We start from the raw sequence: 13,053 nt of genomic DNA, 5'->3' as shown, positions 1-13,053 counted from the left end.
GCGCGTAGGTTCTGGGTGTGAGCAAGCGATGAGCAAGATGGACAACCTGCGGGCGATGCGCGAGGCCAAGTACGCCGACGCCCAGAAGCGCGCAGCCGGCGCCCCGGCCCGACCGGCCGCCAAGGCGCCCGTGGCGCCTGCGACTCCGGCGGCCGCCCGTGCTGCCCAGCCTGCGAGCGTCGACGCGTCCGCGGACACCGACGAGCTGTGCGGTCACCGCAACATGAGCGGTCGCACGTGCACGCGCGAGCGCGGCCACTCCGCCAAGAGCCACCGCTACTCCTGATCCTGCGGTCAGGGTCGGACCGCGGCGCAGGACCTGAGTACGCAGCAGGTCGTGGGTCGGGGGTTGGTCTGGCGACGATCGGGGCATGACCACCGCCATGCGTGTCCTGTCCGGGATGACCAAGCTCGTCGGCGGGCTCCTCGCCCTCGTCGTCCTCGTCTACCTCGCCGTCAACCTCACGGCCATGGCGCGCGGGTGGCAGCAGCGTGGCGAGCTGGCCGACGCGTTCGCCGACCAGGCGACGCCGTTGTTGCCGGACCTCCGGGAGCGGCAGGCCGCGCTGGGTGACATCGCCGGGCGGCAGCCGGACCGGGCCCGGATCGAGCAGGTCTGCGCCTTCGACAGCGACGACTCCGGCTGGATGGTCAACAACTACCGCGAGCGGTGCAGCCTCCGCACGGTGACCGCGTGGCAGGTGGAGTCCGCAGATGCCGGTCGCGCCCTGCTGCCGGTCGTGCCGCCCGACCACAGCGTCGACGCCCCGGGCTGCGCAGAGCTCGGAACGCTCGGCCGCGGGACGCCCCGGCCCGGGACCGACGCCCAGGGGCAGGGCGTGTCCCTCGCCCTGGCCGGGCGGGCGCCCGACAGCACGTGCGGTGGCTGGGCGTCGTACGGCAGCAAGGTCCGCACGGTCGAGGGTGATGACGACCCCCTCTCGCTCGACTCCACGTGGGTGGTCGTCGTCGAGGGCTCGGGCGACCTGATCGACGAGGACATCGGGTGCGCCCACTGGTCGGTGCTGTTCTGCGACAACCCGTTCACCGACCACGCATGGGCCGACCTCGGCTGATCGCCGCCCGTCAGCCGACCCAGTGGCCCGGCCGCGCCAGTCCTTCGGGGAGCCGGGTGGCGCCGGAGCCGGTCGCACTGTTGACCTGCGGCTGGGTGAGGAACAGCGCGGTGGAGAGGTCGCTCCCGCGGAGGTCGGCGTCGCGGAGGTCGGCGCCCAGCAGGTCGGCCTCGCGCAGGTCCGCGTCGCGCAGGTCGGTCCGGATCAGGGTCGCCCCGCGCAGCGAGGATCCGCGCAGGTCGCCGGAGAGCCGCTGTCCGGCGAGGTCCTGGCGCGAGCGGTCCGCCGCAGCGGGCCACGCTCGGCGCAGGCGGGCGCTGGCGTCGCCCAGCATGCGGCCGACGTTCTCGTGGAGACCGTCGAGGTCGTGGGTCAGGAGCGCCTCGGGGTCCTTGCCGACGAGCTCCTCGATCTCGGCGAGGGCCGCGCGTGCCGCGGGATCGGGGGAGCGCCGCTCGACCTCGGTGAGGTGGACCAGCATCTCGTGCAGCTGCCGCATCACCGACAGCACGGCGCCCATCTCGCCGAGGTTGTCCTGCTCGCGCCACGAGACGCCGGCGTAGGTGACCTGGGAGACCTGCTGCCCGGCTCCGAAGCACTCGAAGACGGTGCACCCGGGCCATCCGTCCTCGCGCAGGGTCGTGTGGATGCCGCACCGGTCGTCGTCGAGGAGGTTGAGGCAGGGCCGCCCGCCCGGCTTGTCGACCCCGAAGCCCGAGACCGCGGAGAAGGGGAGCAGCACGCAGCACAGGCCGAAGCACGAGGAGCAGTCGGACCGCAGCGCCGGAAGTGTCACGGCTCCACCCTCTCAGGGCCTGTCGTACGCCCCCGACCTCCGGCCCTCTCGGTCGAGGATCAGCCGAGGATCAGCCGAGGCTCCGCCGCTCGGAGCGCCCGACGCGCGTGGTCCGGCCCAGGTCCGCCCGCTCGCCTGCTGCCCGGCCGGCATCGGCGCCGCCGCCGGACAGGTAGCGCGTCGGTGCGGTGCGCAGGTGGGGATAGGCCGCTGCCGCAGACTGCTCGGCGACGGCGGCGCGGTCGGCGAGCACCAGGGCAGCCGAGGACCCGGCCGCGGCGAAGGACGGCTCCGCCTCGCGGGCCGCTGCCGCCTCGGCCTCGGCCAGCCGGACGGCGATGGCCGAGGTGAACCCGAGCCACCAGGTGCGGCGGCAGGCGGCCGCGTGCTCGCCGGGCGGGACGCGACGGCGTACGAGCTCGCCGGTGCCCTGCACCAGCAGGCTGGTGAGCAGCAGGTCAGCCATCGCGAGGTCACTGGTGTGCCCGAAGAGGTGCAGCGTGTGCGAGGTGCCCGCACCGCCCCTGCTCGTGCGGAGCACGGCACTGCACCGGAGGCCGCGTGCGACGGCCGAGCCGAGGCACGCCTTCTCGTAGGCATAGGGGGCCAGCATCTCCACGACGAGGTCGCCCACGACCTCGCGGCCGGGGTCGCTGGCCGCCAGCAGTGCGGCGTCGATCCCGTGGCGGGCCATGAGCTCCGCGGCCTTGGCGTTGAACGCCTCGGCCTCCGCCGCGGTCGCGGCAGGATCCTCGGCCTGCGCGAGCAGCTTGCGGATCCTGGCCAGCTTGTCGTCGTTCACGGTGCCTCCCCGTCGTGTGGATCACGCACGATGGCACGGCGCTCCGACATCAGGGAACGACAGGTGGCCCCGGCTGTGGACAGACAGGATCCCCGCGGCGTCGTCACGCGGGGAGTGGCGCGAGGCTCAGTGGTACCAGTTGGCCGTGATCGCGTAGGCGTTGACGTAGGCGAGCACGAGGAACAGGACCACGATCACCCGGTTGTCGCCGATCAGCTTGGTCATACAACAACAATGCCCCGGCGTCCTGAGAATCAAACAGCTGGGAAGTAAAGTTTCCGCGCGGAGCCGGATCGGCTGACCTGGTCAGTAGTCCTCCATGACGCCCCACGGCAGCGGGACGACGTACAGGTCCTCCACGTTCGAGACCGAAGCCCTTGCGCGCACGCCGGTGACCTTCTCGCTCATGGCCATGGCGACGTCGAACCAGCTGGCGGTCTCGACCATCGGCCCCTCGAGGTCGTCCCACGCCAGCCGCGCGAGGTCGCGCACCTCGGCCGGGATCTCGTCGATGTCGTCGACGAAGGCGTACTCGAAGGCGTCGAAGACGATCTCACCGTCGCGGGCGTAGCCGAAGCGGGTCATCGCCTCGATGTTGTCCGTCGCGACCGCGCTGACGGCCCCGTCGCGGGACAGCTCGGCAAGCAGGCGCTTCGGAGGGTCCGCGAACCCCGTGTCCTCGAAGGCGACCACGCCGTCGCCGACCTGGAGGAAGGAGTACGCGGAGATCGACGCGTCCATCATCGCTCTCTCGTCCGCCTCGGTCGCCCGCCGCGGACTCGGTCCGAGCAGGCGGGTCCGAGCCTCGGCGACGGTCATCGGTGCAGCGACGATCCACGTGCCCTCCCCGAGCGGGGTGCCGAGGTAGTGATCGACCAGCGCCCGGTCGGTGGGCGAGAGTGCGGCGAGGTGGGCGTCCAGGTCCGTGCGGTCGAGCTCCGGAGGTTCGTAGGTCGCGGTCGCGCTGGGGGTCCGACCGGTGGGCGTCGGGGTCGCCGTCCCCACTGCGACATCGGCCGACTCCTGCTGTCCGCATCCGGACAGGCCGAGCGCACCCCACATCAGCAGTGCGGCGATGCCGCGCCGTCCCCCGGAACGCATGGACGCCAGTGTCGCTGATCGAGGGCGTGCGTGGGGGAGGTCGGCCGAGGAATCTTTGTCAGAGTTGAGGGGAATCGACTCAACTTCTGGCGCGTTGTGGCAAGTGGGACCACAGTGGTCCCGTGACGGGCGCAGGGCGCCCTCCTCGACCAGCGACATCTACGAAGGAGCAGAGTTGAGCACGTTCGGTGCCGAGAAGTTCACCACCCGCAGCCGCGAGGTCATCGAGGCTGCCCAGCTTGCCGCCACGACGGGCGGCAACACCCACACCGAGCCCGTCCACCTCCTCGTCGCGCTGCTCCGGCAGGACGACGGCACTAGCCGCAGCATGGTCATGAAGGCGGGCGTGGACGCGGCCGTGCTCCTCGCAGCCGCCGAGGCCGCCCAGCAGGCCCTGCCCCGCGCCACCGGTTCCACGGTGCAGCAGCCCAGCGCCTCCGCGTCGCTCACCCGCGTGCTGGCCCAGTCGCTCGACCTCGCCGGCTCGATGAAGGACGACTACGTCGCCACCGACCACCTCCTCGTGGCCATCGCGACCGTCGAGTCGCCGGCCCAGAAGGTGCTCACCGACGCCGGCCTCACCGCGTCCGGGCTGCGCGAGGCGATCACCGCGGTGCGCGGCAACCGGCGGGTGACCAGCGAGGCGGCCGAGGCGTCGTACGAGTCGCTGGAGAAGTACTCCGTCGACCTCACCCAGGCGGCCGAGGACGGTCGGCTCGACCCCGTCATCGGGCGCGACGCCGAGATCCGCCGCGTCATCCAGGTGCTGTCGCGCCGCACCAAGAACAACCCCGTCCTCATCGGCGAGCCCGGCGTCGGCAAGACCGCCGTCGTCGAGGGCCTCGCCCAGCGCGTGGTCGCCGGCGACGTGCCCGACTCGCTCAAGGGGCGCCGGGTGCTCAGCCTCGACCTGGCCGCGATGGTGGCCGGCGCGAAGTACCGCGGCGAGTTCGAGGAGCGGCTCAAGGCCGTCCTCGAGGAGATCAAGGACGCCGGGGGGCAGGTCATCACGTTCATCGACGAGCTGCACACGGTCGTCGGCGCGGGCGCCGGAGGCGACTCCGCGATGGACGCGGGCAACATGCTCAAGCCGATGCTGGCGCGCGGCGAGCTGCACATGATCGGCGCGACGACGCTGGACGAGTACCGCGAGCGGATCGAGAAGGACCCCGCGCTCGAGCGGCGTTTCCAGCAGGTCTTCGTCGGCGAGCCGAGCGTCGAGGACACCATCCAGATCCTGCGCGGCATCCAGGAGAAGTACGAGGCGCACCACGGCGTACGCATCACCGACGCCGCGCTCGTGGCTGCCGCGACGCTGAGCGACCGCTACATCACCGGCCGCCAGCTCCCCGACAAGGCGATCGACCTCATCGACGAGGCCTCCTCGCGGCTGCGGATGGAGCACGAGTCGAGCCCCGAGGAGATCGACCAGCTCCGGCGCCAGGTCGAGCGGCTCAAGATGGAGGAGTTCGCGCTGGCCAAGGAGACCGACGCCGCGTCCGTCGACCGCCTCGCGACCCTGCGCAAGGACCTCGCCGACAAGGAGGAGGAGCTGCGCGGGCTGGAGAGCCGGTGGGAGCGCGAGAAGGACCAGCTGCAGGGCGAGGGTGAGCTGCGTCGCCAGCTCGACCAGCTCAAGATCGAGGCCGAGAAGAAGCTGCGCGAGGGAGACCTCGCCGGCGCGAGCGAGATCCAGTACGGCCAGATCCCGGCGCTGGAGAAGCAGATCGCCGAGGTGGAGGCAGCCGAGCAGGTCGACCTCGAGCCGCTCGTCGGCGACGAGGTCGGTGCCGAGCAGATCGCCGACGTCGTCGAGGCGTGGACCGGCATCCCCACCGGCAAGATGCTGCAGGGGGAGACCGCCAAGCTCCTCGAGATGGAGTCGGTGATCGGCGAGAGGCTGATCGGCCAGGCCGCCGCGGTCAACGCCGTCAGCGACGCCGTACGCCGCTCCCGCGCCGGGATCGCCGACCCCAACCGGCCGACCGGGTCGTTCCTCTTCCTCGGCCCGACCGGCACCGGCAAGACCGAGCTGGCCAAGGCGCTGGCCGACTTCCTCTTCGACGACGAGCGGGCGATCGTCCGCATCGACATGAGCGAGTACAGCGAGAAGCACTCGGTCTCGCGGCTCGTCGGCGCACCCCCCGGCTACGTCGGCTACGACGAGGGCGGCCAGCTGACCGAGGCCGTACGACGTCGCCCCTACAGCGTCGTGCTGCTCGACGAGGTCGAGAAGGCGCACCCGGAGGTCTTCGACATCCTCCTGCAGGTGCTCGACGACGGCCGGCTGACCGACGGCCAGGGCCGCACGGTCGACTTCCGCAACACGCTCCTGGTCCTCACCTCCAACCTGGGATCCCACTTCCTGGTCGACCCGATCCTCGAGCCGCTGGCCAAGAAGGAGTCGGTGATGGGTGTGGTGCGGGCGCACTTCAAGCCCGAGTTCCTCAACCGGCTCGACGAGGTCGTGATGTTCGACGCGCTGTCCAAGGAGGACCTCACGCACATCGTCGACCTGCAGCTCGCGCTGCTCGGGCAGCGGCTCGCGGTCCGGCGGATCACCATCTCGGTGACCGACGCGGCCCGGGCGTGGCTGGCGGAGACCGGCTACGACCCGGCGTACGGCGCCCGTCCGCTGCGGCGCCTCATCCAGAGCGCCATCGGCGACCCGCTGGCCCGCAAGCTGATCGGTGGTGAGGTCGTCGACGGTGGCACGGTCACGGTCGACGTGGGCGAGGACGGGCTGACCCTGCTCGCCAGCTGACGGGATCGGGCCGCGAGTCGAGTGCGCAGCCCTGCGTCCGTCACTACCGCCAGCGCACTCGACCGCGACGGGCACGGCTCTCAGCGGCTCCTCAGTCCCCTGGGGGATGCTGGGTCGGTGAGTGACGTGAGCGCCGGTGCCCGACCGTGGTGGCGGCTGCCCGACACCCCGGTCCCCGGGGGCGTGCCGGAGCTGGCGAAGGCGATGCTGTGGGCCGAGCTGGCGATCGTCCTGCTGCTCTCCCTGGGGCGTTCGGCGGTCTACTCGGTCGTCAGCATCGTCTCTGCGCTGACCGCCCCGGGCTCCCTGTCGTCGCAGGCGGCGAACCTCAACAACTCGCTCGCCCCCGACCGGCCCTGGCTCGACCTGACCTACCAGCTGCTGCGGATCGGCTTCGCGCTGGTGCCCGTCGCGCTGGCGGCGTACCTGCTGGTGCGCTCGGGCACGCGCGTCCGCGAGGTGTGGGCGCGCGGGGGCCGCTGGGCGGCCTGGGGCGACCTCGGGCGCGGCGCCTGGCTGGCGCTGGGCGTCGGCTCGGTGGGGGTGGTGTTCTACCTCGCGACGTATGCGCTCGGCACCAACCTCACCGTCGTCGCGCAGTCGCTGCCGGGGGAGTGGTGGCAGGTGCCGGTGCTGGTCCTCGCGGCGGCCGAGAACGCGGTGCTCGAGGAGCTCGTCGTGCTCGGCTTCGTGCAGGTGCGGCTGCGTCAGCTCGGCTTCGGCGACTCGGCCGCGATCGGCCTGGCGGCGCTGCTGCGCGGCAGCTACCACCTCTACCAGGGGCTCGGCGGCTTCGTCGGCAACCTGGCGATGGGGCTGCTCTTCGGCTGGCTCTTCCGCCGCTGGGGGCGGGTGATGCCGTTCGTCGTGGCGCACACGCTGCTCGACGTCGGCGCCTTCGTCGGGTACGCCGCGCTGGCGGGCCGGGTCGACTGGCTGCCGACCCTCTAGGCATCAGCCGGCGGTGGCTGTCTCGGGCCGGGTCTCCGGCGCCGCGAGCCACGGCGGGATCGCCAGCAGGCACACGAACGCGGTGGTCGCGAACGCCCACCCGAAGCCGGCCTGGTCGGCCACCACCCCCACGAGCACGGGGCCGAGGATCGCGCCGGCGTCCTGCGACATCTGGAAGGTGCTCAGCACTGTGCCGCCATTGCGACCCGACCCCACGATGTCGGCCACGCTGGCCTGCTGGCCGGGGTTCACCAGCCCTGCACCGACGCCGGAGAGAGCTGACAGCACCAGAAGGACGACGAGCGAGCTGCTCAGCCCCAGCGGTCCGAGCGACAGCGCGGTGACGACGAGGCCGGAGACGACCAGGGGGCGTCGGCCCATCGAGTCCGCCATGCGCCCGGAGAACTGCAGGGTCGCCGCCGTGCCGGCCGCGGCGAGGGCGAGTGCGATGCCGGCGACCCAGGTGTCGTCGTGCACGGCCACGGCCAGCTGCGGGAGCACGGCGACCCGGACGCCGAAGTTGCACCAGCCGTTGGCGAACCCGGAACCGAGCGCGGCGACGTACGTGCGGTGTCCGAGCGCGTCGCGCAACCGCATGGGAGGGTCCTGGGGCCCGGCGTGGTCGGCCGGTCGCAGCCGCGTGCCGCCGAGGCGCACACCGACCAGTGCGGCCGCAGCGACCAGCGCCACGGCGTACACGGCGAAGGGCGCGCGGAGCCCGAAGCCGGCGAGTGCGCCGCCGAGCACCGGACCGAGCATGCCGCCGATGAGGAACGCGCTGGCGTAGGCCGAGGAGACGCGACCGCGGATGGCGGGCGGTGCGAGTCGCACCAGCAGTGCCATGGCGGAGACGGTGAACATCGTCGAGCCGATGCCCCCGAGCCCGCGCAGCACCAGGAGCTGGACGTAGCTCTGCGCGAAGGCGGTGGCCAGCGAGGACGCGGCGACCACGAGCAGTCCGGTGAGGTAGACCGGGCGCTCGCCCAGCCGCTGCACCAGCGCGCCACCGACGGGGGCGAAGACGAGGCGGAAGAACGCGAACGCAGAGACCACGACGGATGCGGCTGCGACGCCGACGTCGAAGCTGCGGGCGTAGGCGGGGAGGACGGGGGAGACGAGTCCGAAGCCGACCGCGATCAGGAAGGCGGCGACGAGCAGGACCCTGATCTCTGCCGGCAGCGCAGTGGTGCCGGCCGTGGTGCGGCGCTTCACTCTCCGGTGTCGACCTCTTCGACGGCGCGGTCCTCGTCGCGCGAGCGGCGGCTGAGCCAGCCCCCGCCCCACAGCGCCACCAGCACGAGCACGGGCTGGAAGAACAGCCGGACGAAGCGGGCGCGGTCGGTGTCGAGGCCGAACGCGTCGGTGCCCTCGACGTACTGCGCGATGTTGCCGGGGAAGATCGCCACGAAGAAGGCTGCAAGCAGGGCGCCGATCGTGCGTCGGTGCTTCGGCAGGGCGACGAACGCGCCGCCCAGCGCGATCTCGACGACGCCGGACCCGATCACGGTGAGGTCCTCGTCGAGCGGGAACCAGTCGGGCACCTGCGCCTGGAACTCCTGGCGCTGGGTGGTCAGGTGCAGCACTCCCGCGCCGACCATGGCGGAGCCGAGCAGGATGCGTCCGATCGTCTGGGCCTTCATGGCCGCCAGCCTAGGGCCCTACGACTGGCCCACGAGCGGCAGCAGCACCCCGGGATTCATCAGTCCGTCGGGATCGAGCGCGCGCTTGACCGCGCGCATCAGGTCCACCTCCACGGCTGACTTGTACGACGCTCCTGCCGCCGCCTTCGTCCGACCGAGGCCGTGCTCGGCGCTGATGGAGCCGTTGCCGGCGGCCACGGAGTCGTAGATCGCTGTCGAGAGGTCGGCGGCGGCCGTCCGCAGGTCGTCGTCACCGCCCACCGGCGCGCTGAGGTTGTAGTGGAGGTTGCCGTCACCGACGTGCCCGTAGGTCACCGGTCGGACGCCCTCCAGCGTCGCCGCCATCTTCGGCCCGATCTCGGCGACCCAGTCCGCGAGCCGGTTGATCGGCAGCGTCACGTCGTGCTTGAGCGTCGCGCCCTCGACCTTCTGCGCCTCCGAGATCCCCTCCCTCAGTGCCCAGAGTGCAGTCCGCTGGGCGGGGCTGCCGGCGATCGCGGCGTCCGCGGCGAGGTCCGCCTCGACGGCTGCGGTGAGGATCGCCTCGAGGGCGTCGTCGAGGCCGTCGTCGGTCTGGGCCCCCGCCAGCTCGACCAGGACGTACCAGTCGCTCGGCTCCGCCAACGGGTCGCTCGCCCCGGGCAGGTGCGCCAGCACGAGCTCGAGCGCCTGGCGGTTGGCGATCTCAAAGGTCGAGAGGTGCGCGCCCGCGTGCTGCTGGGCCAGGCCGAGCAGGGCGACGGCGGCAGCCACGTCCGCGACCGCCACCCAGGCAGTGGCGTGCCGCGGGGTCGCGGGGAACAGGCGCAGCACCGCGCCGGTGATGATGCCGAGCGTCCCCTCGGAGCCGACGAAGAGCTGGGTCAGGTCGTAGCCGGTGTTGTCCTTGCGGAGCCCGCGCAGCCCGTCCCAGATCCGTCCGTCCGGCAGCACGACCTCGAGGCCGAGCACCAGCTCGCGGGTCATGCCGTAGCGCAGCACCGCGGTCCCGCCGGCGTTGGTGGCGAGGTTGCCGCCGATGGTGCAGCTGCCCTCGGAGCCCAGCGACATCGGGAAGAGCCGGCCGGCCTGTGCGGCGGCGTCCTGCACGTCCGCCAGCACGACACCGGCGTCGACCGTGATCGTCCCGGCGACCGGGTCGACCTCGCGCACCGTGCGCATCCGGCCCAGCGACAGCACCACTTGCGTGCCCGTGGCGTCCGGCACGCCTCCGCCGACGAGCCCGGTGTTGCCGCCCTGCGGCACGACCGACGCCCCCGCCGCGCGGCAGGCCGTCACGACCGCCGCCACCTCGGACGTCGAGCCCGGCCTCACGACGGCGAGTGCCTGCCCGGCGTGCACGCCGGTCCAGTCGACGACGTACGCCGCGACGTCGGCGCCGTCGGTCAGCACGTGGGCGTCGCCGACGGCGGTGCGGAGGTGGTCGAGCAGGTCGTTCACGGAAGCTCCTTGGAGGTCGATCAGCCGAGCCCGAGGGGTGATGACCAGCGCCACCGTCGGTCTCTCGCGCCACATCCTCGCCCACGCGCGGCGAGGACCTCGACCAAAGGTCGCCCCCGGGCGTCGGACGCCGACTAGGGTGGCGAGCCGGAGAAGGGGTGCGGTGAACGAGTCAGTCGGTGCAGGTCACAGCGTCCCTCCGTGGGCCGACGACGACACGCGCCAGCACCTGCAGGTGCTCGTCGAGGGTGTCGCCACACTGGCCGGGTTCGAGCAGTCCGCGATCACGCTGCTGCGGGGGGACGCCTACGAGGTGGTCGTCGCGGCCGGCGTACCTGACGGGTTCGCAGGCACCCGGGTGCCGCTCGAGACCATGGCCGTCGAGATGGCCAACGCCGACGAGTGGGGCGTGTGGCGCTTCGTCCCCCACGACCGCATCGGCGACGAGGTGCTGGAGTACAGCCACATCCCCGACGTCGTACCGCTCGAGGGGCCGGACGCGTGGCACCCCCTCGACATGCTCTTCGCGCCGCTCCTCGACGACGGCGGGCAGATGCGCGGCTTCCTGTCGGTGGACACCCCGCGCGACGGCCGGCTCCCCGGCCCCGACCAGCTCGCCGTCCTGACGCAGTACGCCGGGGTCGCCAGCACCCTGGTGCTCCTCGCGCTCGAGCGGGAGAACCTCGCCGAGCGCGTACGCATCGCCGACGAGGCGCGCGAGATCGTGCGTCGCGCGCTGGGCGAGCCCTCCCTCGACCTCGTCGTGGAGGCGTGCCGCTCGACGCTGGTGTCGTGCTTCGGCGCGGTCGGCATGTGGCTGACGGCCTTCGACGCGGGCGGCGGCACGTCGACGACGTCGCACTCGGTCGGCAGCGGCTACGTCGAACCCCCCTTCTCCGAGATCGACGACGTGGTCATCCGGCTGGCCCGGCGCTACTGGAGCGACCAGTACGTCGCGCACTTCTCGCACGCGCGCTCCGTGCAGCCCGGCCTCCCCTCGGGTGATGCCGAGCGGCTGCTGGCCTTCCTCGACCGAATCGGCATCGGGTCGGTGCTCTTCGTGCCGTTGGGGGCAGGCCCCGAGTGCCTCGGCTTCCTGGTCCTGACCCGCGTCAGCGACACGCCCGCGTGGACCACGACCGAGCGCCTGGCTGCCCGCGACATCGGACGCGACCTCGGGCAGGCCGTGGCCAACGCCCGCCAGATCGAGCGCGAGCGCGCGGTCGCCGACCGGCTGCGCCGCCTCGACGGCTACCGCATGGAGATGGTCAACACGCTCGGCCACGAGCTGCGCACCCCGTTGTTCTCGATGACCGCCAACCTGGAGCTGCTCGACGTCGATGCCCTCAGCGACGAGGACCGGCTCTCGGTGGCCGCCGCCAACCGCGGTGCCGCGCGGATGCAGGCCGTCATCGAGGACCTGCTCGCGATGGCCCAGGTCGCCGACCCGCTGCGCGAGTTCGTCCCGGAGCAGGTCGACCTGCGCCGCGTCCTCCTCGACGTCGCCGAGGAGTGCCACGCGGGCGCGTCGGCGAAGTCGCAGGTGTGCGTCCTCGACGTGCCCGACGACCCGGTCCTCGTGTCGGGCCGGCCCGAGGAGCTGCACCGGATGCTGGCCAACCTCGCGAGCAACGCGATCAAGTACTCCGACCACGGCGGCCACATCGACGTACGCCTGGCGCGCCAGGACGACAAGGTCCGCGTCACCTTCGCCGACGCGGGCATCGGCATCTCCGAGGACGACCAGCACGACCTGTTCCGCGAGTTCTTCCGCTCGACCAACCCCAACGCGCTGGCGCGTCCCGGCACGGGGCTGGGCCTGGCGATCGTGGAGCGGATCGCGCGCCGGCACTCCGGGCGCGTGGAGGTCACCTCCGAGCTGGGCCGCGGGACGACGGCGTCGGTGACGCTGCCGGGCCTGCTCGCGGTCAGTCCACCAGCCAGACCCTGAGCTCCGCCGCGAGCGGCGTGAAGATCCAGGCGACCGAGGCGGCGCCGACGATCATCGCCGCCAGCCAGACCAGCCGGCCCCGGGGTGCCTGCCGGTCCTCCCAGAGCCGGTGGGCCGACCAGGCTGCCACGCCGAAGCCGACCACCGGGGCGAGCGCGAACGAGAAGACCGCTAGCAGCGAGACCAGCCACCCGAGCGACGTGTCGTACGGCCAGAAGCCCGTCAGGTCGCCCGCCGGGCGCTCGTGCAGCTCGTTGGCGTAGTAGGGCAGCACCAGCGCGACGACGTAGGACGTGGCGCACAGGACGGCCAGCCCGAGCGCGAGCCACGGGTGCCAGAGAGCGGGGCGCGCCGTCTCCGTCGTCTGCGTGGGTGCGGTCTCGACGGCGGCCATGGGCCCAGTGTGCGCCCGTGCGGTGGCTGCTGTCAGCCGCTCGGCGTCGAACTACCCGGCTCCGGGTAGCCGCCACGCCGTTGTCGTGCGCCGATCGGGGTACGGGAAGGAGTCAGGCACCACCGAGGCCGGGAGGCA

General features: G+C 72.5%; 12 protein-coding genes. 5 read left to right on the top strand and 7 right to left on the bottom strand.

What is annotated here, in order from left to right; all coding sequences use genetic code 11:
- Window positions 1–28: 28 nt before the first annotated feature.
- Together BM127_RS04185 and BM127_RS04180 are read left to right on the top strand one after the other, a co-directional pair.
- Window positions 29–286 carry a hypothetical protein gene (locus tag BM127_RS04185; RefSeq protein WP_091194689.1) on the top strand — a complete coding sequence of 86 codons (258 nt, stop codon included), beginning with the start codon at window positions 29–31 and terminating at the stop codon, window positions 284–286.
- 85 nt (window positions 287–371) lie between these two features.
- On the top strand, window positions 372–1,076 hold the full coding sequence (locus tag BM127_RS04180) for a hypothetical protein (protein WP_091194685.1): 705 nt from the start codon (window positions 372–374) through the stop codon (window positions 1,074–1,076).
- Between the two features lie 10 nt (window positions 1,077–1,086).
- Here BM127_RS04180 and BM127_RS04175 read toward each other — a convergent pair whose 3' ends face one another.
- The 3 genes from BM127_RS04175 to BM127_RS04165 all read right to left on the bottom strand — a co-directional run bounded on the left by BM127_RS04175 (window position 1,087) and on the right by BM127_RS04165 (window position 3,775).
- Window positions 1,087–1,872 (bottom strand): pentapeptide repeat-containing protein, encoded by a 786-nt coding sequence (locus BM127_RS04175; protein WP_091194682.1) that lies wholly within the window; start codon window positions 1,870–1,872, stop codon window positions 1,087–1,089.
- Window positions 1,873–1,942: 70 nt separating this feature from the next.
- Window positions 1,943–2,674, bottom strand: a complete 732-nt coding sequence (locus tag BM127_RS04170) for a DUF2786 domain-containing protein (protein WP_091194679.1) — start codon at window positions 2,672–2,674, stop codon at window positions 1,943–1,945.
- 306 nt (window positions 2,675–2,980) lie between these two features.
- Window positions 2,981–3,775, bottom strand: a complete 795-nt coding sequence (locus BM127_RS04165) for a DUF6461 domain-containing protein (RefSeq protein WP_091194675.1) — start codon at window positions 3,773–3,775, stop codon at window positions 2,981–2,983.
- A 175-nt stretch (window positions 3,776–3,950) separates the two neighbouring features.
- Between BM127_RS04165 and clpB the strand changes: the two genes are divergently transcribed.
- Entirely contained in the window at window positions 3,951–6,539 is a 2,589-nt protein-coding gene (gene clpB / locus BM127_RS04160) for an ATP-dependent chaperone ClpB (protein ID WP_091194672.1), read from the top strand.
- Window positions 6,540–6,656: 117 nt separating this feature from the next.
- Window positions 6,657–7,490 (top strand): CPBP family intramembrane glutamic endopeptidase, encoded by an 834-nt coding sequence (locus BM127_RS04155; protein WP_231263082.1) that lies wholly within the window; start codon window positions 6,657–6,659, stop codon window positions 7,488–7,490.
- A gap of 3 nt (window positions 7,491–7,493) precedes the next feature.
- On the opposite strand, the gene BM127_RS04150 is transcribed toward BM127_RS04155, so the two are convergent.
- Genes BM127_RS04150 through BM127_RS04140 form a run of 3 tightly spaced genes read right to left on the bottom strand, consistent with a single transcriptional unit; the run spans window position 7,494 to window position 10,570 of the window.
- Entirely contained in the window at window positions 7,494–8,702 is a 1,209-nt protein-coding gene (locus BM127_RS04150) for an MFS transporter (RefSeq protein WP_091194670.1), read from the bottom strand.
- Window positions 8,699–9,130 carry a DoxX family protein gene (locus BM127_RS04145; protein WP_091194668.1) on the bottom strand — a complete coding sequence of 144 codons (432 nt, stop codon included), beginning with the start codon at window positions 9,128–9,130 and terminating at the stop codon, window positions 8,699–8,701. The genes BM127_RS04150 and BM127_RS04145 overlap by 4 nt, the downstream gene beginning before the upstream one ends.
- Before the next feature lie 18 nt (window positions 9,131–9,148).
- Complete coding sequence (locus BM127_RS04140) at window positions 9,149–10,570, bottom strand: FAD-binding oxidoreductase (protein WP_198554484.1); 1,422 nt, start codon at window positions 10,568–10,570, stop codon at window positions 9,149–9,151.
- Window positions 10,571–10,733: 163 nt separating this feature from the next.
- Here BM127_RS04140 and BM127_RS04135 point away from each other — a divergent pair, with 163 nt between their 5' ends.
- Window positions 10,734–12,521, top strand: coding sequence for a sensor histidine kinase (locus BM127_RS04135; RefSeq protein WP_175507314.1), 1,788 nt, complete (start codon window positions 10,734–10,736; stop codon window positions 12,519–12,521).
- Here BM127_RS04135 and BM127_RS04130 read toward each other — a convergent pair.
- Window positions 12,499–12,915 carry a hypothetical protein gene (locus BM127_RS04130; RefSeq protein WP_091194661.1) on the bottom strand — a complete coding sequence of 139 codons (417 nt, stop codon included), beginning with the start codon at window positions 12,913–12,915 and terminating at the stop codon, window positions 12,499–12,501. The genes BM127_RS04135 and BM127_RS04130 overlap by 23 nt on opposite strands.
- Between the last annotated feature and the right edge of the window lie 138 nt (window positions 12,916–13,053).

Source organism: Nocardioides alpinus (genome assembly GCF_900112035.1).
GTDB lineage: Bacteria > Actinomycetota > Actinomycetes > Propionibacteriales > Nocardioidaceae > Nocardioides > Nocardioides alpinus.
Note: the sequence above shows the minus strand (reverse complement) of the source record. Positions and strands in the feature narration are given on the sequence as shown.